Source organism: Kordiimonas lipolytica (assembly GCF_042651265.1).
Classification (GTDB): domain Bacteria; phylum Pseudomonadota; class Alphaproteobacteria; order Sphingomonadales; family Kordiimonadaceae; genus Kordiimonas; species Kordiimonas lipolytica.
Window position 1 is genome coordinate 1 of record NZ_JBHSCR010000034.1, and the last position, 21,858, is coordinate 21,858.

General features: G+C 49.6%; 20 protein-coding genes. 7 read left to right on the forward strand and 13 right to left on the reverse strand.

Features of this window, described 5'->3' with window-relative positions; all coding sequences use genetic code 11:
* Positions 1-381: 381 nt before the first annotated feature.
* The 3 genes from ACFO5Q_RS17190 to ACFO5Q_RS17200 form a co-directional block, all read right to left on the reverse strand.
* The gene (locus tag ACFO5Q_RS17190; RefSeq protein ID WP_068147237.1) at positions 382-1,182 is read right to left on the reverse strand and encodes an aspartate/glutamate racemase family protein; all 801 of its coding nucleotides are present in this window, start codon (positions 1,180-1,182) and stop codon (positions 382-384) included.
* Between the two features lie 71 nt (positions 1,183-1,253).
* Positions 1,254-1,817: a peptidylprolyl isomerase gene (locus ACFO5Q_RS17195; RefSeq protein WP_068147240.1), complete on the reverse strand. Its 564-nt coding sequence runs from the start codon at positions 1,815-1,817 to the stop codon at positions 1,254-1,256.
* Between the two features lie 49 nt (positions 1,818-1,866).
* Positions 1,867-3,093: a M24 family metallopeptidase gene (locus tag ACFO5Q_RS17200; RefSeq protein ID WP_068147243.1), complete on the reverse strand. Its 1,227-nt coding sequence runs from the start codon at positions 3,091-3,093 to the stop codon at positions 1,867-1,869.
* 390 nt (positions 3,094-3,483) lie between these two features.
* On the opposite strand from ACFO5Q_RS17200, the gene glmS reads away from it, so the two are divergent.
* Entirely contained in the window at positions 3,484-3,957 is a 474-nt protein-coding gene (glmS, locus tag ACFO5Q_RS17205; protein ID WP_380084442.1) for a methylaspartate mutase subunit S, read from the forward strand.
* Positions 3,958-4,139: 182 nt separating this feature from the next.
* On the opposite strand, the gene istB is transcribed toward glmS, so the two are convergent.
* On the reverse strand, positions 4,140-4,922 hold the full coding sequence (istB, locus tag ACFO5Q_RS17210) for an IS21-like element helper ATPase IstB (protein WP_068147246.1): 783 nt from the start codon (positions 4,920-4,922) through the stop codon (positions 4,140-4,142).
* Complete coding sequence (gene istA / locus ACFO5Q_RS17215; protein WP_068147307.1) at positions 4,912-6,435, reverse strand: IS21 family transposase; 1,524 nt, start codon at positions 6,433-6,435, stop codon at positions 4,912-4,914. Before istA ends, istB begins: the two co-directional genes overlap by 11 nt.
* A gap of 51 nt (positions 6,436-6,486) precedes the next feature.
* Between istA and ACFO5Q_RS17220 the strand changes: the two genes are divergently transcribed.
* A complete protein-coding gene (locus ACFO5Q_RS17220) occupies positions 6,487-6,750 on the forward strand; it encodes a hypothetical protein (RefSeq protein ID WP_068147248.1) in 264 nt (87 codons plus the stop codon).
* 336 nt (positions 6,751-7,086) lie between these two features.
* Here ACFO5Q_RS17220 and ACFO5Q_RS17225 read toward each other — a convergent pair whose 3' ends face one another.
* The 3 genes from ACFO5Q_RS17225 to ACFO5Q_RS17235 all read right to left on the reverse strand — a co-directional run bounded on the left by ACFO5Q_RS17225 (position 7,087) and on the right by ACFO5Q_RS17235 (position 9,142).
* Positions 7,087-8,016, reverse strand: coding sequence for a hypothetical protein (locus tag ACFO5Q_RS17225; protein ID WP_156431941.1), 930 nt, complete (start codon positions 8,014-8,016; stop codon positions 7,087-7,089).
* Between the two features lie 64 nt (positions 8,017-8,080).
* Positions 8,081-8,773: a hypothetical protein gene (locus ACFO5Q_RS17230; RefSeq protein WP_068147254.1), complete on the reverse strand. Its 693-nt coding sequence runs from the start codon at positions 8,771-8,773 to the stop codon at positions 8,081-8,083.
* A gap of 9 nt (positions 8,774-8,782) precedes the next feature.
* Positions 8,783-9,142, reverse strand: coding sequence for a metal-dependent hydrolase (locus tag ACFO5Q_RS17235; RefSeq protein WP_068147257.1), 360 nt, complete (start codon positions 9,140-9,142; stop codon positions 8,783-8,785).
* Positions 9,143-9,832: 690 nt separating this feature from the next.
* Here ACFO5Q_RS17235 and ACFO5Q_RS17240 point away from each other — a divergent pair.
* The gene (locus ACFO5Q_RS17240; protein ID WP_068147260.1) at positions 9,833-10,519 is read left to right on the forward strand and encodes a hypothetical protein; all 687 of its coding nucleotides are present in this window, start codon (positions 9,833-9,835) and stop codon (positions 10,517-10,519) included.
* 56 nt (positions 10,520-10,575) lie between these two features.
* Here ACFO5Q_RS17240 and ACFO5Q_RS17245 read toward each other — a convergent pair whose 3' ends face one another.
* Entirely contained in the window at positions 10,576-11,043 is a 468-nt protein-coding gene (locus ACFO5Q_RS17245) for a hypothetical protein (RefSeq protein WP_068147263.1), read from the reverse strand.
* A 217-nt stretch (positions 11,044-11,260) separates the two neighbouring features.
* On the opposite strand from ACFO5Q_RS17245, the gene ACFO5Q_RS17250 reads away from it, so the two are divergent.
* The 3 genes from ACFO5Q_RS17250 to ACFO5Q_RS17260 are packed head-to-tail and all read left to right on the forward strand — an operon-like array spanning position 11,261 to position 14,675.
* On the forward strand, positions 11,261-12,508 hold the full coding sequence (locus ACFO5Q_RS17250; protein WP_068147267.1) for a CBASS cGAMP synthase: 1,248 nt from the start codon (positions 11,261-11,263) through the stop codon (positions 12,506-12,508).
* Positions 12,509-12,540: 32 nt separating this feature from the next.
* Complete coding sequence (locus tag ACFO5Q_RS17255; RefSeq protein WP_197421050.1) at positions 12,541-14,181, forward strand: ThiF family adenylyltransferase; 1,641 nt, start codon at positions 12,541-12,543, stop codon at positions 14,179-14,181.
* On the forward strand, positions 14,163-14,675 hold the full coding sequence (locus ACFO5Q_RS17260; protein ID WP_068147273.1) for a Mov34/MPN/PAD-1 family protein: 513 nt from the start codon (positions 14,163-14,165) through the stop codon (positions 14,673-14,675). The genes ACFO5Q_RS17255 and ACFO5Q_RS17260 overlap by 19 nt, the downstream gene beginning before the upstream one ends.
* A gap of 365 nt (positions 14,676-15,040) precedes the next feature.
* Here ACFO5Q_RS17260 and ACFO5Q_RS17265 read toward each other — a convergent pair whose 3' ends face one another.
* The 4 genes from ACFO5Q_RS17265 to ACFO5Q_RS17280 all read right to left on the reverse strand — a co-directional run bounded on the left by ACFO5Q_RS17265 (position 15,041) and on the right by ACFO5Q_RS17280 (position 20,334).
* Positions 15,041-15,418: a hypothetical protein gene (locus tag ACFO5Q_RS17265; protein ID WP_156431942.1), complete on the reverse strand. Its 378-nt coding sequence runs from the start codon at positions 15,416-15,418 to the stop codon at positions 15,041-15,043.
* 97 nt (positions 15,419-15,515) lie between these two features.
* Complete coding sequence (locus ACFO5Q_RS17270) at positions 15,516-16,484, reverse strand: DNA/RNA non-specific endonuclease (RefSeq protein WP_068147278.1); 969 nt, start codon at positions 16,482-16,484, stop codon at positions 15,516-15,518.
* 394 nt (positions 16,485-16,878) lie between these two features.
* Positions 16,879-19,155, reverse strand: coding sequence for a S8 family peptidase (locus tag ACFO5Q_RS17275; protein WP_068147281.1), 2,277 nt, complete (start codon positions 19,153-19,155; stop codon positions 16,879-16,881).
* A 27-nt stretch (positions 19,156-19,182) separates the two neighbouring features.
* The gene (locus ACFO5Q_RS17280; protein ID WP_068147284.1) at positions 19,183-20,334 is read right to left on the reverse strand and encodes an AAA family ATPase; all 1,152 of its coding nucleotides are present in this window, start codon (positions 20,332-20,334) and stop codon (positions 19,183-19,185) included.
* Between the two features lie 772 nt (positions 20,335-21,106).
* On the opposite strand from ACFO5Q_RS17280, the gene ACFO5Q_RS17285 reads away from it, so the two are divergent.
* Positions 21,107-21,766 carry an AroM family protein gene (locus tag ACFO5Q_RS17285; RefSeq protein WP_068147286.1) on the forward strand — a complete coding sequence of 220 codons (660 nt, stop codon included), beginning with the start codon at positions 21,107-21,109 and terminating at the stop codon, positions 21,764-21,766.
* Positions 21,767-21,858 lie beyond the last annotated feature (92 nt).

Genomic DNA, 21,858 nt, shown 5'->3' on the forward strand with positions numbered 1-21,858 from the left:
CCAAAAAGTGGCAGACTTTTACTCCGCCCGCAGCAACACAACGCCGCCGCTTCAGTGGCCTACTTTTACACCGCCCTATACACATCAAACACAGAACACTGCAACACACTTAAACTTTAACAAATAGTGAATTGTTTGGAGCGTGATATGTTGGGAAACCAAACTAAATTCTTTCAATGTTTTAACAGCACCAACTCCAACCCCTTATCCCAAAAAAACTGCCCTCACATGCGGCAGTTCAAGTACAATCCACAGAAAAAATATAGCCCGTCTTCAATAAGGAAGACGGGCTATCTATCACCATCCCCGCTGGGGGAAGAGAGAGAGGGGGGGGCAATATCGGCGGGGTCAGGTGTCTTTGGTCTCATGACCCCAAATACTCTAACCAATTTCTACCCTGCACCCGATTGCAGGTGGAACGGCGAACAGCTCGAAGGCCTCAATCTCGGATTCAGGCGGAGCTTGCTGGCCAACTCCATTACTTTGCATCCAGCCAAAGGTCTTCTTTTGCCATGCCAGCAACTCTGCCATTTTGAAAGATGCGAATGCTGGGTCGATCACCGGCACATTGAGGGCGTCTTGAATGGCTCGATACATACCGAAAGTATAGGTGCAGCCCATAACGATCACATCGGCGCCATCTTCTTCAATTGCCCGACGTCCTAGGTCGATTATTTTCGTCACTGTAGTTGCGACATCATCTCGCAAATCAGCGGCGTCAATTTCCATTGGCAACACGGACGACAATCGATCTGCATATCCATAGTGACGAACCAATTCTTCCACATGCGAAATCCAATGTTTCGCTCCCACCAGGACTGAAAATTTAGCACCAAGCGAGGACGCAACCTGAAGACTGGCTTGACATGAGCCAACTATTACCGTGGAGCGACTTAGCTCGCGTGCCGCCGCTATATGCGGATCCATAAAACAACCAATTATCACTGCATCGAAACCTTCGCGCTCAGCCTTTCGGATTGCTCGCAACATGTCGGGCCCAACAAAAGTTTCATAAGTGCGGTATTCTAGATTTGTAAGCTTGGGAACGCTAGCAAGTGACCAAATCTCAGCTTCTGTCTCCGGCGCACAAATTTCGGACAAAACAGAGCCAAGCTCCCGCTCTTGTCCTAACGCGCTCACCGTTTTCAGGAGCATTATCTTTACTTTCTTCGCCTCTGTCATTGACAACTCCTTTTATCATACCAAACATCACACTGCCCTCGAGCAGTGATATCGACGAACTCTGCGACCGATTATACACGAGCCTCAGGCACTTCTCTCTCAATCTGAAACTCAAGATTATCGACCTGCCTATATGTCACGCCTTTGATTTCCACTTCGTTTTCGAGAAATGGCTCGGTGCCCGCTCGTAGGTAAATGGCCTGCACAACATCTTTGCCGCTTATTACCTCACCAAAGGCTGAAAAGCCCTGCCCATCCGGATTCCGCCTACCGCCATAATCAAGTTCCGGCTCATCTTCCAGACAAATGAAAAAGCCAGCGTACGCCGTTCCCACCCCAAACCTTGGCTGTGAAACGGCATACTTTCGGTGTTTCAAGCCGGTTATTTCCGTAGTTTCCATTTGTAGTGGATCTTGCCTCGCGTCTGCGGAGTATTTAATGCCGCCTTGAATGATGTGAATCTTTGGTACTCCGCCTGGCTGGTTCCCTTCATTTAAGACACGAAAAAAGCTGGTCCCCCCAAAACGGCCAAGGTCAGCATTTTCTCGGAAATATGCGCATGTCTTCGGCGCCAAATCCGTCCGCAGCAGTATAGAAACAGTTCCCAATTCTGTATCAATTTCGGCAATCAACATAAAACTTCCAATACATACAGATCGTCAAACAGGCGTTAACTGCCTGTGATCAGCAAAAAAATGGAGAGTCAATCGAAGGGCTGGGCTGTGTGAACCAAGTCGGGCCGTCGGTTGACATAAAGAAATGATCTTCCAAACGCATACCGAATTTACCTGGCACGCATATCGTAGGTTCACAGCTAAAACACATACCTTCCTGAAGCGCGGTCGTGTCAGCGAGGTTTAAATAAGGCCATTCGTGTATTTCGAGGCCTATTCCATGCCCAGTACGATGTGGCAGCCCAGGCAATTCATACCCCGGACCTAACCCCCTTGCCTCAAGAAAATTTCTCACTGCAAGGTCCACATCGCTACACTTCGCCCCTGGCTGCGCGGCCGCTTTAAACCCGGCCATTTGAGCCTCTTGTTCAGTTTTCCAGATTTCTCGCTGATAGGATGTGGGTTCGCCGAAGACGTATGTTCGAGTTATATCCGATTTGTATCCGGCGACTTGGCACCCGGTATCAATCAGCACGACGTCACCTTCCCGCAACACCTGCTGACAACGTACGCCGTGAGGATAGGAAGAAGCATCCCCAAATAACACCGAGCAAAAATACGAACCCTGCTTCGCGCCAATTGCCTTGTGAGCTGCATCGATAAATGCTTTAAGCTCACCGGCCTCAAGCCCACAGTCCAGTACTGATCGACAACTTTGTTGAACCTCGAGCGTCATGTTCATGGCGGCTTGTATGCAGGCAAGTTCACTCTCAGACTTTATCATGCGGCAGGTTGCTGTAATTGATTTTGCATTGACCAACTTGACACCAGGTAGGCTGGATTGAATTTCACTCACATGAAAAAAGGGGGTTCGCTCATCCACAGCCAGCACCCCACTTGACCCCGCAGATTTTTTCAAAAACCAATCCGCCAATCCTATATAGGGAGACTCGTGTTCCTCCCAGCACCTGACCTCACCACTCTGGTAACCGAATTCACTAAATGTCCCCAACTCAAATGATGGTACAAAGAAGCAGAGGTCACCTGACTGATTCAGCAATGCCCCCAACAATCTCTCTCTAGAGAAGAGTTCAATACCGGTGAAATAGGCCAAATTGGGACCCGCGTTCAGAAAGACTGCGCTAATCCCACTTTCTGCCATCAACTGACAGGCCTTTTTTATCCTTTGCGCAAACTCATCTTGCGGCACTGTTGGCAGATCGGGAAGTCTGAGGCTACGCAATCGGCTGAGCTCTCCTTCCATCGCATTCCCTTTACCGTTCAGTGCTCCAAACATGCGCCAACTCCCAATTTATTTAAATGGCATATTTTTTATATAAGTTAATTTTTTATATTGATCAATTATTAATTGAACCAACCAAATCCACGTATACCTGAGCCTAGGCGACACCAACTGATGAAACCCTGAAAATCTGCGCAGCAGAATGACACAAAGGGAGGCTATAAACATGCAGCCCAACCCAAAAGAACGCCCACTTCACACAAGAAATGAAGATTTTATCTCACCGCCACCACACGGCCAGGACCATTTTTTCACTTGAATCATATTTTTTGATATAACAAAAATTATTTTCTGATTTTTATTTTTATCAAAATATCACTAATTACAAAGTTGCTTTTACGTTTGTTCGAGGTGATCATTTTGTCGGTAAAAATCAATTCTACGATCAAAGTTGTTCTCGGGGTTATCGGCGCGGACTGCCATGCTGTCGGCAATACGATTTTGAACAGCTTTCTGAGCCAGCAAGGGTTTGCAGTCATCAACCTAGGTGTGATGGTCAGCCAAGATGAATTCATCGACGCAGCTATTGAGACGAACGCTGATGCAATTCTAGTTTCGTCTATATACGGTCACGGCGAAATTGACTGCTTCGGCTTCAGAGCCAAGTGCGAAGAACGAGGTGTAGGTCAAATAGTCCTATACATCGGTGGCAATCTAGTAGTTGGAAAGCGGCCCTGCGTTGAGGTGGCGGAGCTATTTCAAGCGATGGGTTTTGATCGAGTTTTTCCACCCAACTCGGACCTTCACGACATGTGTGACCTTCTACACAACGACGTGACGCGGATGCGTCAAGAGCTTTCAACTGCATTCAAGCAAGAGCTTCCGGAGTTAGATAACTCCTTTGCCTCCGCGCCTTGAGATAAAAAATGGCAATCATCTCGATTGATATCGGATCGACTTGGACCAAGGGGGCTCTATTTGCAGAGCGGGAAGGTGCTCTTGTCCTGAACGACAGGGTGTTGATTTCCGCTAAGAAGTGACCCGGTGTTTTCACCGAGAATTGACCCGGGTGAGATTATGTTTCGGGTCTTAGTTATGGGTCAAGATGGGTTTTTCTCCTTTTTTGTTTTGATCTCCCTTGCGGAACTGTTCCTGAAGCGGAAGCTGTCGTTTCCAGTCTCAAGGATGTGGCAGTGATGGGTGAGGCGGTCGAGGAGCGCGGTAGTCATCTTGGCATCGCCGAACACGCTGGCCCATTCGCTGAAGCTGAGATTGGTGGTGATGATGACGCTGGTGCGTTCATAGAGCTTGCTCAGCAGGTGGAAGAGCAAAGCTCCGCCCGATGCACTGAACGGCAGGTAACCGAGTTCATCGAGGATCACGAGGTCGGTATGGAGCAGCCGGTTGGCAATCTGCCCTGTTTTGCCCTGGACCTTCTCCTGTTCGAGCGCATTGACGAGCTCGACGGTGGAGAAGAAGCGGACCCGCTTCCGGTGATACTCGATAGCCTGGACCCCGAGCGCCGTGGCCAGATGGGTCTTTCCGGTACCGGGACCGCCGACCAGCACCACATTGTCGGCACCGTCGATGAAGTCACCTTGATGCAACTGGCGCACCAGAGCCTCTTCCACCTCGCTGTCGGCGAAGTCGAAGCCGGCGAGGTCCCGGTAAGCCGGGAAGCGGGCGACCTTGAGCTGATAGGCGACCGACCGCATCTCGCGTTCCGCGGTCTCGGCCTTGAGGAGCTGGGACAGGACCGGGACTGCCGCCTCGAAGACTGGCGCGCCCTGGGCCATGAGATCGGTGACAGCCTGGGCCATGCCGTGCATCTTCAGGCTTCGGAGCATGACGACGATGGCACCGCTTGCGGGATCATGACGCATGGCGGCTCTCCCGGCAAAGGGCATCGTAACGCTCGACATCGGCCACCGGTTCGCTGACCAGCCGGAGCGCCTGTGGCGCCCTCACCGGCAGCGCAGGGGCCTGTTTGGGGTCAAGGAGCCGGTACAGCAAGTTGAGGATATGGGTCTTGGTCGGCACCCCGGCATCGAGCGCCATGGCAACCGCTGTGAGCACAGCCTGTTCGTCATGATGCAGGATCAGAGCCAGAATCTCGACCATCTCGCGGTCACCGCCAGCATGGCCCATGAGATGCTGCTGCAGCTTCCGGAAGGCCTCCGGCAGGTCGAGGAACGGCGCCCCGTTCCTGAGGGCGCCCGGCTTGCGCTGGACGACGGCCAGATAATGACGCCAGTCATAAACGGTCCGCCCCGGCCTGTCGTGGGACCGGTCGATGATACGCTGGTGTTCGCAGATGACGGCGCCCTCGGCGACGACCAGGAAGCGGTCGGGATAGACGCGCAGGCTGACCGGCCGGTTGGCGAAGGAGGCCGGTACGCTATAGCGGTTGCGCTCCAGATGCACGAGGCAGGTCGGCGAGACCCGCTTGCCATATTCGACAAAGCCGTCGAACGGCCGGCCTGCCGGCATCAAGCTTTCCACCTCATCCGCCCAGGCATCGGCAACCGAGCCGACTTCGGTGCCGTGCGGGATCTCGTGCCAGAGCGCCTTGCAGCGCGCCTCAAGCCACCGGTTCAGGGCATCGAGGCTCTCGGCCTGCGGTGTCGGCTGCCACAGGCGGTGCCGCGCATCCCGTACGTTCTTCTCGACCTGCCCCTTCTCCCAGCCTGCCGCCGGGTTACAGAACTCGGCTTCAAACAGATAATGGCTGACCAAGGTCTGGAAGCGGGCGTTGACGCTCCGCTCCTTGCCGCGCCCGACCTTGTCGACGGCCGTGCGCATGTTATCGTAGATGCCCCGGCGCGGCACCCCGCCCAGCACCCTGAAGGCATGATTGTGGGCGTCGAACAGCATCTCGTGGGTCTGCAACAGATAGGCGCGCACGAGGAAAGCCCGGCTATAGGCGAGCTTGAAGTGGGCAACCTGCAGCTTGGTGCGCACGCCGGCGATGATCGCCCAGTCCTCGCTCCAGTCGAACTGGAACGCCTCGCCCGGCGCGAAGGACAAGGGCACGAAGGTACCTCGTCCGCCCAGATGCTGCTGACGACGATAGTCCTCATGCCAGGCCCGAGCAAAAGCCGCCACACGGCCGTAAGAACCCTCGTAGCCGAGGCTCACCAGATCGGCATGCAACTGCTTGATCGTCCGCTTCTGCTTGCGGGGACGGCCCATCTCCCGCTTCAGCCAGAGCGAAAGCCGCTCGGTATACGGGTCCAGCTTGCTCGGCCGTTCCGGCACCCTGAACTGTGGTTCGATCGTGTCCGATCGCAGATATTTGCGAATGGTATTACGGGATAGTCCTGTCCGCCGCGCTATCTCCCGGATCGACAGATGATCCCGGTGATGCCAGCGCCTGATAACGCTCAAAAACGCCATGTCCAACACTCCATCTTCCCCTGCTCATCAATGCCAGGGGGTGAGTTCAACATGGGTCAATTCTCAATGGAAATTTATCACTCTACCGGGTCACTTCTCAGCGGAAATCAACAAAGTCAGGTTGAGATAGCGAATGAAGTATTCACCGTTAGCCCCCAGGAACTCGAAGATGCCAAAAACGTAATTACTCTTAGCAATGAAGCTCGTGGCGATGGAAAGGCTGCAACTTCAATTGATAACAAAATGATTGACCCTCCCGTTGTATTACGTGCACAAGCCATGTTGACTCGTCGTACTCGACAAGTCAGCACTTAAGACACTCTACCTATCGCTTTTGGCGAAAAGCAGCTAAATAGCGACGCCATTTCAGTGACTGCTCGTAGGCGCATTGCAGTCGCACTCGCTGAGGAACACACATAACTTTTTCATGATTTTTAGCCACTGGGCGGCCCAAATATCTCAAGTGGCTAACTACAAAAAATCTGAAAATTAATTGTAGAATTGGCAATAGGTTGGCTTTAAAGGCCTCAACTCGCCCACACTCGCTGAAAGGGTAATAGTTCTGCCAAGCTTTCTCTAGCTTGCCCCACTAATTGGCGTAGATGAGCGCCTCGAAATTGTTCGCTATAGCGATAAAGATAAGCGTTCTCACTATGGAAGATGCACCATGGTCGAATTATCATCCTCCTCCTGCAACTCAGGTACATCCCCAATAGGACACAGTTTGTTATCCTGAATCTCAATAGGGAAATCCCATGGGCCATGGCGATCCAAGAGCATTTCATCAACATGGTTTTTAGCCAACAAGTCAGTCCAAAACATACCAAGCTTTAGAGATATCATCTTTGGATATCCTTCAAGATTGAGTACCGTGGTCACTTCCAAACATCCTTCTTCATTCTTGTAGCCAGCCTGGAGCACACCCTTCATGCCATCGCCAATATCAAATGCAACACCATGCATGACAGTGATCGCATGAAGTATCACCAAAGCTCGGGCATCATCCAGCTTATCACTGTTGCACGCCGTCATCAGGCCGTTCTTGAGCATCACCTGCTTAAAGTCGTCAAAAACCCCCTTTGCACGCAAGGCCGGGTTCCAAATCAAGCGGTCACCGAAGTTGTGGGCGAGGAGTTTTTCGGCTGGACTTAGATGAATCCCTTTTGGGCCCTGTCGTAGTTTGTCGATTGCTGACCCGAGCACCGAGCCGGCCTTGCGCCTTTTGAGTCCGCCTGAAAGCCTGGCAACTTGTTCATCTGTAGCCATCCTAAAGTTTGACTCCGCGCGGTCAAAGATTTGCTCGATGCTGGCTCCGTTAGGATTTAATGCATGATCAATGAGTGGTTTGAATGTTGTGCGCATATCACGAATGCGGTCAGTAATAGGTCCTCGGTTCCGAAAGTCTGGATGCGCGGCGAAATCGGCGAGTTCTCTGAAACTTGCTCGGCCATAGGTTGAGGATCGCAGTCCTGCAAAGAGCTTCGTTACGTCGTCAGGCCGCAGATCGCCGCTCATCAGGCGGTTAAGCCGCGCCCTTAGCTGCTCATCATGCAGTCTCTTTGTGCTCGACAATTTGCCCACGCGCCATTTACCTTATACGCTTGAAATTGAATAGATCCAGACTTAGTCCGGGGGAAAACGTTGCCTAGGCCGTACCGTTTTTTCGATCTTGGTATCGCTTGTCCCATAATTGAAAAATCTCCGCGACCTGATGAGCGAAAATGTCGTGCTCATCCCCCACTAGAGGCACCTCCACCGTCGAGTAGCTTTTCCCGCGCATGACGTCCAATATCCTGATTTCATCGAGATGCACATGGGGTAATGCACAATGCAATTGCCACAGAGCTACACGCGCTGCTTCATCATTCAGCGCCGGCTTTTCACTAAAATACGGGTAGATATAGCGATTGCCCTTTCCGACAATTTCAAGAGCAAGGACATTGTTGACCTTAAACGCGATATCTTGGCCTTCCAAGATGACGGTTCCGACAGGGTTTTTGATTCTTTTGATCTCTTCGTTCATCCAACGCCGTTTTAGCAACCCCCACGACTTCAATCCGTCCGCCAACTGGGGGAACAGCCTTTTGCGGCGCGAATTTCCGCTGATCAGAGCCGCAACCATCTGATCAAAACCCTCTACATCTTGTTCAAAGATGCACTCCTTGAAGGCCGCCCACAACACACCGTGGAAGTCGCCTCCGCCACCGGAGCCACTCTCCGGGTTTTGCTCTTTTCGAATGCAAGCTGACACATCATTGAAGATCTCCTTGCGAGAGAGTTTTGCATCAGCGTAGGCAATTTTTATGATTTTGCTCAATCGAGCCTCATGCAAGGACATGTAGCGCTCCTACACCAAGGGCAGCCCTTTGGGCGTGATCGAATCCCGCAGCAAATGTGAAGCATATGCGACGCCAGCAATCAGCACGAACCACTTTAGGACCTTTTCGTAGCCCTCTTTCGGTTCCCATTTCGTCAGCTTGTACATGCCGACACCGAGAGTGCCGAGGAACACCCAAGAATGAAAGAAGTTTCTATGGTTGGGGTGGGAAGCGGGTTCAAACATGTCAGGCAACCTCGCCGCATATTTGCCGAGCAGAGCGCCTGTGGCCACATTCACCGCATGTGGATTGGCCTCGTCATTGTTGAAAGTAGCAAAGACACCCCCCGCAAACGCGCCGATAAATTCGTGTTCAATCCTGCTCGCCACTACTTTTCCTTCCGAACGCCTTTGAAGGGGGTTTTGCTAGACGTCTTCACATCCATAAACCGACCAGTTGATGTGTCGCGTTTCACATAATTCCCGCTTGGGGTTTGAGTCTGAGAACGCCCTCGGACCGCTCCGATCCTACGGCCATCTCCTTTTGGTGGGTTGGTTGCCAATTTTCATGCCTTTCTAACTGCTGTTTTTCTGAGTCTACTGACCCAACTCTGAAGCTAAAACAGGGGGGTGACAAAATCGGACGCGCGCATATTATAATTGCATAGATTGTGGATTGGGTAATGCAGCGATGCCAGAAGACAGATTTGAAAAAGTCATGCAGACCTTGGATTTGGCGGTGCATCTACAATCCTGTAAAACTCTAAAGTCACCAAGAATATTCAGAAGAGGGCTGGAATTGCGGCCACCTCTCACTCGAACGGGCGGGAACGAGGTGAGAACTTATACTGATTTGTAAATATTTCCTGTGCTCTTTTGATGAATCCGTGTCACTTTTGAACTAAGCTGCAGAAGAACGCTTTAATTTTGTTTAATTAATAGCCGCATTGGCGTTCTGATTTTCACGGTTGTCAACCAGAGCGCCCGGTTTCTTTTTGCCGACGAACGCTTGATAGTATCTTTCATAGGTAACCTATATCAACTGACATATAGGCGCTTAAAACTGCGAGGGGGCAGATCATGTACAGGGTTCTTTCTAAAAAATTGATTGTTATCGCCATTGTTTGGCTTGGCATTGGTGTTGGTTATTTTTTTAATGTGATCAGCGACCTGTTTCACATGGAGTTGAGAACAGCTCTTATCCCTGTCGTTGTTTGGTTGCTGATTAACACCCTCTTGCTGAGAGCTGTATGGCGGAAGCTTTGGAGTTGGTTCCCTATGTTGGGAAAGATAATTTTTCCCGACCTCAATGGCGACTGGGTGGTTACGCTGAATAGCAACTGGCCGCGAGTAAGCCAGTTGCTTGACGCGGCAAGCTCAAAAACCGAAGGCATTGATATGGCTTCTTGCAGGGATATGGATCTGGCGACCTTGAGTAGCATGACCTTGCGGGCAAGAATAGATCAATCGTGGTTTGGGATGGAGATGAGGCTCTACAATCCCGCCCAAAATACTCCCATCGAAGACTCACATACTATTCTCATAGAGCCGATAAAAGCAAACGGGCTCAAGAAACCAGGAATTTGCTATATGTACAGGCAAACCAATAAAACTGACAATGTGGCAGACGATGTGGAGTTCGATGGCTCGGCACGTCTGCAATATGATGCAGATTCAGATTGTCTGGAAGGGTACTTCTGGAGCAATCGGATGTGGCGAAGAGCCATGTGCACAGCTGGCACGATTACATTTACTCGCTTGGAGTAGGTAAAGTCAGGCGAGGGATAGTAAAATCCGGGCGACCCCAATGTATAGCTACTCGTCTATTGCTTTAGGTGCGTGGTTGCGAGTTCACGCAATGCATCACCTGTTGCTCCAGCCAGAGAAAGGAAGGCGTAGAAGCCTCCGAACATCAAGACTATCAGGATTAGAACCTCACCTTTGGACTTTGCGGTATCGCTGTGCTTCTCCTGAAGATCAAAAAGGTACTGTATTCCACCAAACAAGATATAGATCACGAGTAACCCTGAGCTGAGGTAAGAGAGTACAAAGAAAATGCGTTTGCCTGTGATTTGAGCGAGCGTCATAAGCGCCGCAACAACGATAAACCACCCCATTACTTTGAACCAAATTTCGGCCAGTGGTCTGCTGAATTTTGAAAGGGCATAGAATACAGCTGAGACGAAGTCGTCACTATCGCCAAAAAGGAAGACCTTCAGTTGATCTACAAGTGTCTGGGATTCATTGCCGTCGTTAGAACGAGTTGCTGACGACTTCTGGTTATTATCCATATAAAACGAAGCCTTATTCTCTAAAAATAGTCTGTTGGCCAGAGGTTAGAATGAGTCGATCTCTCCGACAATTTTGGCCCGCACCATATGAACGGACACCTTCTAAAGTAGTTTTTTGAGTAATTATCAAACATTTTGGGCACATCATCTTGATTAGTTTGGTTTGTTTACCACATAATATTGAATTAATTGAATCCATTTCATTAGGTCATTGAAAATGTCGCGACTAAACCTGCACAAAGTTTTCAAAGGGAAACTGTTTTCTCCCGGGTTTCTCAAAAACATTGAGGTTGTCTCCTCGGAGCGTGATGCGCTCTTGTCTGCCCGTTCTGAAATTCGTGATCATATCCGGCAGGAGTTTAAAGAATTGCCGGAAATGGCTAGTGCTCAGGTGGTCTTCTCGGAAGCTTTTTATAAGCACACACGCTACGATCACTCGCTCCAGCCTGATCTGGAGTTCAAACCCAAGTTTCTGACGCAGGGCTCCTTCCAATACAAAACGGTAAACTGGCCAGCGAAACTGCCGCCACAGCAAGTTGATCTTGATGATGGCATTTATGTGCCCATGCCTTTTTATCTGGGGCAACCTACACTAAAGGCGTCAGTATATTTTGATGTTGTGGAGCGGGCAATCTCCAAGCTGTGTGAGGATAAAGGCTGGCGCCTTGACACTTCAAAAAATTCCTGTGTTCGCGTGGAACTGAACAGCGGGAAGAGCCATATTGACTTGCCCTTGTACGGTGTGCCGGATAAAGAGTTCGATCGCCTTACCAAAGAGATGGCCTCCGACAGTCTGGATTTCTCTCAGACCTATATTTATGAGGCTATGAAAGACTATCGTAGCCCTTTCCGCATTGACAGTAACCAAGTGAAGCTGGCTACTCGAGAAGATGATTGGATTTTATCGGACCCTCAGAAAATTCATGATTGGTTTAACGACGCAGTACGCGATCATGGGGAACAGTTGCGTGATGTTTGCCGCCTTTTGAAGGCATGGCGAGATTACAACTGGAATGAATGCAAACTTTCATCAATCTCACTTATGACCGTCGCTGTAGAGGCATACGACAATGCTTTCGGCAATCCGGATGGATCCAGGCCAGCGGAAGATCGCCTGGATATAGCGCTCCTTCAGACAGCGCGATATCTGGCAGATGCACTGCACGGCGCCATCATCAATCCCGTTTTACCTGAGGAGCACAACAATCTGGCGTCAGGATGGAGTCAGCAGGAGCGAGGCGATTTCATCTTGAAGGCATATGAACTGGTCGAAAAAGTGGATCACGCGCTTAATGCTGGATTTCGCAAAGAGGCGGCGCTTGGACAGATCTGCGACGTATTTGGAGAACGTGTCCCAATGGAGGTTGGGCTCGTGGAATTCACAAACGGGCCAAAAGACGAAGTTCTTTCAACTGCACCAGCTTATCAAGCCGCACCGGAGGTGATGGAACACAAGTCTGGTTAAAAATGACTTTCCTACGTGTCATTAGAGATACCTTGGAAACCAAGGGGTACAAAGTTGACCGGTCCTTTCAAGACTTTGGTACGCGTTTCAGCGGGACGGAATCGCTGCAGGGCAAAGAGTTGCGGGTTGATATTGTTATCAGGGACGATGGGTTTGTTGAGAGGCCCAAATTTTATCTTCCAACCTTCGGCAACGCTGTAGGTATTCTGCCGCATCTCGATTCCTATAATAATTTCTGTTATTCCGCACCGGAAACCCTAATTCTGGACGCCACGCGGCCTGGCGAGGCTATCTTGCTGTGTAGGCAGATATTTCTGAAGGAATTGGACAAGGCCCTTTCCGGTCGTTGCTCTGATGAAATTCTGGATGAGTTTCGCTTCTACTGGCGAGGGCGAAGCATTGCCACAGATATTGATTCTACTTATGAAGGAGCGACGAGCCTCCATCGTTGGATAAACGAGGAGTATATGGTTTCTCTTCTGACCAATAATGATCGGTTGAAAGAGTTTTTTGCAAACCAGCATCCTCGAGAGCAGGGCTTCAAAGACTATACGACACCCGCACATGTTCTGAAATATTCGGAATCAGCACCATTTCTCAAGTTTCAACCGGATTTCCGATTTTTGTCAGATTACTTGAGTTGGCTCAAGGGTTTTGGCGGCAAGTTGGATGACCGCGTGCTCGAGCAGATGACGTCTGAACTGGGTAGATCTTGTCCGGTGTTTTTGAATGGCACGCTCGGCATGTATGGCTTGTGGCCGCAGGGACTGCCATTCAAACGCAAAAAGGGTAATGAATTCAAAAAGCCTGCCGTCCAGAAAGCGGCTTATCAAATGTTTGGATCCAAGATAGAGGTGAAACGTTTTTTTGGGCGAGATATTGGGGACCGTTATGTTTATGGGAGATCACTTGTGAGGCGGGCGACGCTGGAGGACAAGAGAATATGTATACTAGGTTGCGGTACAATCGGAAGCCATCTCGCAAAATTTTCAGCCCAATCCGGAGCGGGTTCAGGTAAAAACGCCGAGCTCAAACTTGTTGACAATCAACTACATGAACCGGGCAATATCGGGCGTCATTTGCTTGGACACACCGCTTTGGGGATTAGTAAGTCCGTGGCCTTAGCCAAGTTGCTGCAGGGCACATATCCAGGAAAGAACATTCAGGCTGTTGATCGGAATGCTGCAGAGGTATTTAATGGTTTGGGCGGATATGATTTGATCATTGATGCAACCGGAGACAGCACTTTTTCAAATGGGCTAAACCTGTTTCGTAAAAGTCAGGACCAATATCCGCCAGTCCTATTTGTGTGGCTTGAGGGCTTGGGTGCTGCTACGCAGGCCTTGTTGACCCTGGACAATGAACTGGCGTGTTACAGGTGTCTTGAACCGGACTTTGGCGAACGGCCGAGGTATTCCCCGCTTAAAGCACACAAAGAAACATATTTTGAAAGTGCGACATGTTCCGACGGGGCCTACATTCCCTATTCCGTTGCATCATCGGTGATGGCGGCTGGATTGGCCCTTGAGATGATGCTCGATTGGGCGGCGGGTCGCCCTGGGAAATCGTTACGTACAAGGCTGGTGGATACCGATCCACAAATCACCAAGACGGTTAAAGACACGTCACCCTCAAAGCACATAAGATGCCCCGTATGTTTTCCGACTTCATAGGCGACTTTGGACCGGAGGGAGGATACCTGCTTGTGCGGAAACCGGTGTTAGCCCAAATCGGTCTTCAATCTCGGGAAATACACTCGGGTAATGAAACCGGGGGTATTCTAATTGGGTCCTATCGGGGCCACCATATAGACATTACGTCAAGTACTGTCCAACAATCAAAGGATGTCGCATCCAGATTTAGGTTTCATCGGAAAGACAAGAATCATCATGGAATTGCCATGAAGGCTTGGGAGCAAAGTGGTGGATTTCAGACGTATCTAGGTGAATGGCATTCGCATCCAGAGGCGCATCCAACTCCGTCGGGTATTGATGCCTCCTCCTGGATAAGAGCGACGGAGGCAATAGGAAAGAAGATGGTGTTCATTATTGTAGGGCGACAATCTACATGGATTGGCTATACGTATTTTGATCGAAAAAAGTGTATGATTGGCCGCTCAAAACCGGCGAAGCCATTCGTGGCCGCGGATACACTTGTTCAAAATTGACTTGAAGCCTGTTTGTTGATGTTAAGGGTTTTGCGAGTCAGAATCTTATCGCGTGTTCGTCTTTTTCAGCTTTTCGGTTCTGGCTCTTTGCCAGCAAGCTTTTACACTCAGCACGAATGGAGTTGGGTAGAAATCGCCCTATCCGGTCCTCCTCAAGGATGTCGGTCAAGATTCTGAACGCTTCTTTCGCAAAGAATTCCTCACCATCCAAATACAGGGGCCCATGATTTTTGCAGTACCAAGCATCGGCTTGCCCATATGAAACCGGTGCATCACAAGAAGTTGTCGCTCTGCCTTTCGTCACCTTTGCCTTGCAGGTCCTGCTCGCTTTTGACATACCAGATAACGCCAATTTTTAGAGGCACTTACTTTGCAGCCAAAGTTGCACCATGGGTGCAAGCATACATGGCTACAGCATGGGTCGAAGACCCTTCAACCAAAGGCCCCATGCGAGGAGAAGGTTTTGATCTCTCCATGCTTTCAAGGGTTTCGCCATCCCCTAGATATTTTGCAGTTTGGCTTCTGCAATCCACCAGCCGCTTGGCATAGCTTATTCCAGATTTTCCAGTTCGCTTTGTGACGATCTCAAACATGCCATCCGCACGTTGTGTGACATCCAAAACTTCGTATCTGGCAGATGGATCGGCAGAAATTTGCAGAGGTGGAAAGTTCTGAGCCTGGGCTTGCGTTGTGAGCAACGCAAAACAGGATGTAACGACGGTTACTTTAGAAGTACTTTTCACGCCTGTTTTCCTTTCGATTCTATGGGTACGGGACGCCTGTTGATTCAGCCCCAGTTTGCAGTAGATCAGGTTGAGACCCTAGTGCTGTCACGCCAGTCTATCTACAGCTGCTGCTAAAATTCGCCCGACCTATGGACAGATTCCAATCATATCCGTCCCTACTTTCCCGAACCGTCGTCATATCGATGTTTGGGTAGAGGTCTAGCCCTGACGCAGTTTCTACCTCAAGCATAGAGGAGATGGCGGCTTGAACCTTGGGTTTTACGTCAGCCCAATTGACACCATTGTCATCATTGTTATGTGGCAGCTTGAAAGTAATCGCATGCCAAACGCCATTTTCCTGTCGCAGGAACGTTTTGAAGTAATCGCTTGGAACAGCAACGCGCTCTTTACCGTTGTTGCTCTTCATGTACATCGCGGCAGTGTCGTCGTCTCGACCAGGGAGGCCATCTCGATCAAAGATGGCACCGGAGGTGACTAGAATATCACCATATTTCTCGGCCCAGATGCGTGTTAGGTGCTCCAATGAAAGCCATATGCCACGGTTAAAACGGCAATGTTGTGGCGACATATTTGACATCATGTAGGTGTTGATCTGCTCAGTGAGGTCATCCTTCAGGTCAGCATCATTTGTCATGTGGCCCTGATCGTAGATTGGTTCTTTATAGTCGGAGGTTGAGGCTGCGTTGGTGCGGCTAAGTCGCGGATCTTTGCGAAAACAATTTACTCTGTCTTTGCCTGTAGCGCCGGCAATATCATTGGCCGTCAGGCGATATGAAACCCAAAGAGCTGTTCGAAGGTCACCGTCATGGCCAAGAATATATCCGTTCTGGAACAGCACCTTTTCGTTATTGGCTGAGATGGTGGTCACCGGCACGCCGAATGGTGCGTGCCTGGTAGCAATCTGCGATTGGACAGTTGCGTCAGCCTCAATAGCTTTTAATTGGTTGTTTGCCGCTTGTTTTTCTGCAGCGGTACAGTTGCGAGAAGCTGCGCTCGCGGAAGTGCTCGTGAGTGTCAGGACAAGTAAAGCGCTGAAAGCAAGCCGAGAAACATAGTCCCCCATCGGAAAGTCCCCTATAGCAGTTCAACCCCTAAAGTTGAACGCTATACGATTTCTAGTAGAATTACTAACGCAAATCTTTGGAAAGAATGCGAAAACGAAAAGTGGCAACCTTAAAAGGTCGCCGCTCCGCTGGTAGCTCATGATCGCTCACAGGCGATCCCGCCTTACTGACAAAACTCAGTCATCCCACCCATCTGTCAGCGTATAGAATTGATCCAATCGCTTGGCAGGCAAGCTCTGTCCTTGGGGTATGACTATGAATCTCATGTTTAAAAAATTAACCGCTCATTTAGTTAACTGAATCATTAGTATCAGGTGTTGGAGAATGATGAATGGCCTTTAAGCTTACGAAAACTCATACGATACGGCTAAAGAAGGTGCGATGAGAATTGAGTCATTGGTCGGCCTCCACTTCCTCTTCGATGGTGGTTATTAGCTCTTCGACATTGTCTGCCATCAACTGACGAAATTCATTGTATGTATCTGCCCGAGGGTTGCTGCTTTCGAGTGTTAGTGCGAACGAAACCTCGTGCATTTCATCTCGAATCTCGTCAGGATCAAAAATAAATTTGTGCCGCCAATATATTCGTCCCCCAATCCTGAGAAATGGCTTCTCTGGATCAATATGGGGACCATTATTCTCGGTGAATGTTGCCTCGAAGCAGCGCGTGGGTTGCCATTTTGCATACTTTGCTCTTGCCACTCGTTCCAAAACTTTGGATTCCATAGGTTCCAAAATGTTGGATTTGGTCCACTCACCTTCATGGTAACTCTGGATATTCGCCTCAAAGCGGGTAGCAATATATTTGTCACCTCGTCTCTGAACCCTTGGGCGAAGGATAGATACGAGCTTGATTCGCCCAACAAGCCGTCCGTTTTTGATCATACTTGGTGGTATAGCGATGGCATTCCAATAGTTCCTTTTCTGGGCTTTGATGGACTCCGTCCATGCAAGGATGACTGATGTATCAGTGCTAAGCCAGGGCGGGCCTTCCGAGTTGGGGGTGCCAAACCCCCTGTGGGGACAATACTGCTGGAGGTCGGATGCATTTATCATCAGGGCTCTCACCAAATCTGGCGTAGGGTCTACAACATTCTTGAAACAATGTGCTGCCAGGCGTGAGATGAGGGGCGTTGCGTAGCTGGTACCTGTTTCATATTGCCCCCCTAATACTCGTTGTTTTGAATACCAACTAAGATCTGGCTTCGTCATATAGTCCGGGCCGTAGGCGGTTCGTGAAATTGGACAAGGATCACCAGGCTCGTTTAGTAGAGCGGGTAACCTTCCAGACACGACCAGCGCCGCTTCGCAATCTGCAGGTGGAGCAATGGTACCGAGAGTGTTTTCAGGTTTGTTGCCCGCAGAAATCACCAATAGTCGATTGTGTTTTCGGGCTATTTGCGCGAGCAGGTGGCCACCTTGGCTTACGTCGAAAGTTGATGCCGGATGATCAAGGTTTGCCGACAAGTTCCACACCATTGTATCTGGGTGCGCCTCCATAGCCTGATCAAGAGCTTGAGCAATTGACTCAATCGTGACGATTTCAGGGCTCGATCTTTTCGGTATCGCTTGAACTATTCCCAATCGGCAATGCAGCTCTGGAAGTGGCAGATGATTGTTCCATGCATGTCCATCAACAATGATAGAACATACTTTGTTTCCATGGGCCCGGTCGGCTGAATGATCTGGGACGATTTTTGGACCTTCCCAGGTTACCGCGTCCCGGTATCTATTGGCGTGATACCCGCCGTCAATCACTGCAACCGTCGGATCATGTTCTGTAACATTGAGCTCAAGTGAGGGTTCTTCTCCTTCCCCCGGAGGCGCGGGGGCAAATTTTGAGAGAGGCTCCCACCTGACGACGCTACCACTAAGCATAAGTCGCTTTAGGTCGCCGACCTCTCTAAAGCCCATAAGCAATGTGAACTGACTATTTTTGCGGGCTGGCAACTTCGACAGCAGATCGATGCTGTTGTCGACATCCAATAGAACTTGTCGCGATGAACCGATTGGCCCATCGACAACGCTAGATGGCTCTGTTTCAATAAGTTGTTGTGGCGTTGCTGGAGATAATAGTTGAGACGAGCCGGATTGAATGTATTTGGACACGTGCTCTAGTGTTTGAGCCGTTGCCTCCTGGGTACTGTAGGATGGAGTTTGAACTCGAAATAACTTCACGCCGTCTATTGATAGCAGGCTTTCTCCGTCTGCTCCAGCAGGGTCGCATTCCTCAACTAGCGCGTCCGGGAAATATCGAATGGCGTTGATATTTGCTATATCAAACTTGATTTTGTCATTCGAGGCTTCGCGTATTCTTTGAGTGATTTCAGTTAACCCAGCTTTGGTCACTTCGACGAGATAACCATCTCTCCATGGTGCTCGTATCGATATATCATTCGAGGAGAGAAATAGGTCATTGGGTGTCTTTGTGACGCTGTACGCATCATTTTGCATTTTCACCCATACTATCAACCTTCCGTCAAAGAGCGTGTATTCAGGAAAATTACTTAGTAGGAGGGAGGTTTGCTCTAGTAACCTAGGTTGAAGGCGCCGAAATCTTGCTGCAAGCTCTTCGGTGAGGTTTTTGCCTCTCGCATCAATGCCATGCTCTTCATAATCAACAACCAGCTTGAGCGCGGAGTTGCGAAAAACGCCGTGAGTATCTGCCATATATCACCCTGAGTTTAGGGTGTACCATTATTTGGTGTTTTTGTAAGATTTCAACAACTTTGATACAGATTGCTTCGATACGCCGGCAAGTTTGGCAATCTGAAGCTGGGTCAGTTTGTGCTTGTCATACAAAATCCAATAATACTTGGCTGCGATGTCGCCAGACAGTGCTTGGAAGTTAGGCCTACAAATCTCACTTGGTGAGCTGTCGAGTATTGATCGAACAATTCCCATTATTTGTATTTCTGACTGCGTAACTATCGCTCGTCGTCTCGCGGCAATGGAGATTTCCCGAATATCTGAGCCAGTAAGACCATCAGAGATTTTCGCAATTGCTGCGACATGGTCGTGATCAATGTCTTGAAAAAGATAATGCTTCCAGAGTTCTTGGCGCATTTCTGAGTCTGGTGCAGCAATTTCATACTGATACGGGAATCGTCTCCAGATAGCTGGGTCCAGCATATGGGGGTGGTTAGTGGCGGCAATCACAACTGCTTCGTGATCAAGAAGGTCTAGGCCTTGCAAAAGAGCGTTTACCACTCGTTTGAGTTCCCCAAGCTCTTTATTGTCGTCCCTCTTTTTGGCTACAGCGTCAATTTCATCTAAGAACAGTACAGCTCCACCGGCTAAGGCATATTCGAATAATGAACGAATATTTTTCGCTGTGTCGCCGAGTAGAGATGAAATAATGGTGTCGAGGCGAATAGTTAGAAGGGGCCGACCAAGACGCATAGCGATATGGCCCGCGATCAAGCTTTTCCCCGTTCCAGGCATGCCGTGGAGCAGAATTGCATTTCGTGCCCCCAAGCCTTCTTTGGCTAATTGGCTGGCATAGCCGATTTCTTGCAAAACGATTTCTAGTTCCCCGGCAAGGCTGTCAGGCAATATCAAAGGGTCGGAAGGCCAATCTTCTTTTTGAAGTAAGGGAAATCGACTTTTAAGGTCGACTGGGAGCTTCTGAGGATCGCGTAGAGGGCGGAGTTCGATGGGTGACCTATTAAGCAAGTCATGGATCTGCACCGCAATTTTTGACTTTTGCGTGCCTTCGTATAATTTAGCGATCTCTGAAGCGGCTTTGCGAAGCTTTACAGTGTCTCCTTCGAGAGCTGCAAGAAGGATTTCATCGGCGAGGCTAGGCGCTGTTACATTATTCTCTTCAGCGTACGCACTTCCGAACATATTATGCCCCCTTTTCACGGTATAGACGCTATTCCAGAGATTGAAAATGCCTCAGGAATCCAAAGCCCGGCTTGAGAAAATGTCCTCGTGCCGGGCTGTCATTAGAGTCAACCAAATTCGGCAATTTGTCAATAAAATTGCCGAATTGGTCAACCGAAATTTGGGAAAAAGCCAGGATTCAGAAGATTGAGTCAACTAAGCCTATGGCGAGAGGGAAAGTGTCGGGAAAGTGGTCGGCCTGGATCGTGAAGAAGGTGGCAATTGGCATTGCTGCTTGGTCTTTGCTGGCGCCAAAATATTAGCAAGCGCCTTCCCTCAATTCCGAAACAGGGTCGCGGGCACTATTTGCTAAGATTTCCAAAAGCCTACCCCATTCATCCGCAAACCTACCCATTAGAGTGCTGGCAATGAACCGTTGCAATGTTGATTATATTTCCACTCCTCTCAACGTTTCATTAGTCATTCCAGCCCTGACTTTTGAAGCCAATTGGCTGGCCGGAGGAGTGTCGGTGTATAAGGTTGTGTCCCCCCAACCCTCCCATCGCCATTGCAAGACGGTGTACCTCTTTCCATGCCGTTTGTTCTTCCGGTCAGCCACCTTTTCTGCTTTTGGAGGGTCATTGGAGAGCGAGGTTTAGGTCTTGGCCTTTTAAAGCAGAACCTACCCTTGCACTACCCTCCTCAAAAATTGTCTTTATCTAGCGCGGCGTCATACTTGTTCGTGTGCTGGCGTCCAAATCGACCAGTTTGATTGAATAAAAGGTGTAGGATTATGATCACAATCTGGACGATTGGTCAGGGAACGCGGAAGGACCTTTTACTGGAGTGGCAGTCGCTGCTGCCGAAGCATGTACAGGTGGAGGTCAGAGGCGCACTGGACGGCCTTGTGGGCACTGATATCGCAGCCCAAGCACCGGAAGTAGGGGACACTCCACTCTTCACTGTTTTGGCAAATGGGAAGCATGTAATTGTAGGCCATCAGAAGATTACCAAAAGGCTTCATGCTTTGTTGAAAGAACCAACACAATCGAAACAAACGATTAACGTTCTGGCTTGTACCAGTGATTTTCCCGTTCTGTATAAAACGGGCTTGATAATGCCTTCGCGGGTTGTGCCTGGTCTTATTCGGTCTGTTACAGAGGGTAAGCGTGTAGGGGTGTTTGTTCCCTTGCTCGAACAAGTGCCTGTATGTGAGAATAGCTGGAGGATGGCCGGCTTGAATAAGCTAAACGTGTTACCACTCCGGCCAGACTCAGATTCTCAAGCTATTAGTACAGCTGTGGCCGAGATGGCAAAATTTGAGCCCGATATAATTGTTTGTGATTGCTTTTCATTCGGTAGTGACGTCAAGAATTTAATAGCATCGGAACTGAATTGTTCCGTCGTGTTGCCCGTGACTCTTATGGCTAGGATAGTTGGTGAGCTAATATGATATGCTGCGGGACCCAGGTCTAGTAACTGCCTTTCTCTCAGGAATTGGCTCCTTTGCCTGAGTGGAATGGGAGTACTTATGCCCTTTGGAAG

Excerpts from the sequence above, each read along its gene's own strand:
- ACFO5Q_RS17240 (WP_068147260.1), top strand. The coding sequence starts at position 9,833 with ATGTACAGGGTTCTTTCTAAAAAATTGATTGTTATCGCCATTGTTTGG.
- ACFO5Q_RS17250 (WP_068147267.1), top strand. The coding sequence starts at position 11,261 with ATGTCGCGACTAAACCTGCACAAAGTTTTCAAAGGGAAACTGTTTTCT.
- istA (WP_068147307.1), bottom strand. The coding sequence starts at position 6,435 with ATGGCGTTTTTGAGCGTTATCAGGCGCTGGCATCACCGGGATCATCTG.
- ACFO5Q_RS17245 (WP_068147263.1), bottom strand. The coding sequence starts at position 11,043 with ATGGATAATAACCAGAAGTCGTCAGCAACTCGTTCTAACGACGGCAAT.
- ACFO5Q_RS17230 (WP_068147254.1), bottom strand. The coding sequence starts at position 8,773 with ATGTCCTTGCATGAGGCTCGATTGAGCAAAATCATAAAAATTGCCTAC.
- ACFO5Q_RS17275 (WP_068147281.1), bottom strand. The coding sequence starts at position 19,155 with ATGGCAGATACTCACGGCGTTTTTCGCAACTCCGCGCTCAAGCTGGTT.
- ACFO5Q_RS17190 (WP_068147237.1), bottom strand. The coding sequence starts at position 1,182 with ATGACAGAGGCGAAGAAAGTAAAGATAATGCTCCTGAAAACGGTGAGC.
- istB (WP_068147246.1), bottom strand. The coding sequence starts at position 4,922 with ATGCGTCATGATCCCGCAAGCGGTGCCATCGTCGTCATGCTCCGAAGC.
- ACFO5Q_RS17285 (WP_068147286.1), top strand. The coding sequence starts at position 21,107 with ATGATCACAATCTGGACGATTGGTCAGGGAACGCGGAAGGACCTTTTA.
- ACFO5Q_RS17200 (WP_068147243.1), bottom strand. The coding sequence starts at position 3,093 with ATGTTTGGAGCACTGAACGGTAAAGGGAATGCGATGGAAGGAGAGCTC.
- ACFO5Q_RS17195 (WP_068147240.1), bottom strand. The coding sequence starts at position 1,817 with ATGTTGATTGCCGAAATTGATACAGAATTGGGAACTGTTTCTATACTG.
- ACFO5Q_RS17260 (WP_068147273.1), top strand. The coding sequence starts at position 14,163 with ATGTTTTCCGACTTCATAGGCGACTTTGGACCGGAGGGAGGATACCTG.
- ACFO5Q_RS17220 (WP_068147248.1), top strand. The coding sequence starts at position 6,487 with ATGGGTCAATTCTCAATGGAAATTTATCACTCTACCGGGTCACTTCTC.
- ACFO5Q_RS17270 (WP_068147278.1), bottom strand. The coding sequence starts at position 16,484 with ATGGGGGACTATGTTTCTCGGCTTGCTTTCAGCGCTTTACTTGTCCTG.
- ACFO5Q_RS17280 (WP_068147284.1), bottom strand. The coding sequence starts at position 20,334 with ATGTTCGGAAGTGCGTACGCTGAAGAGAATAATGTAACAGCGCCTAGC.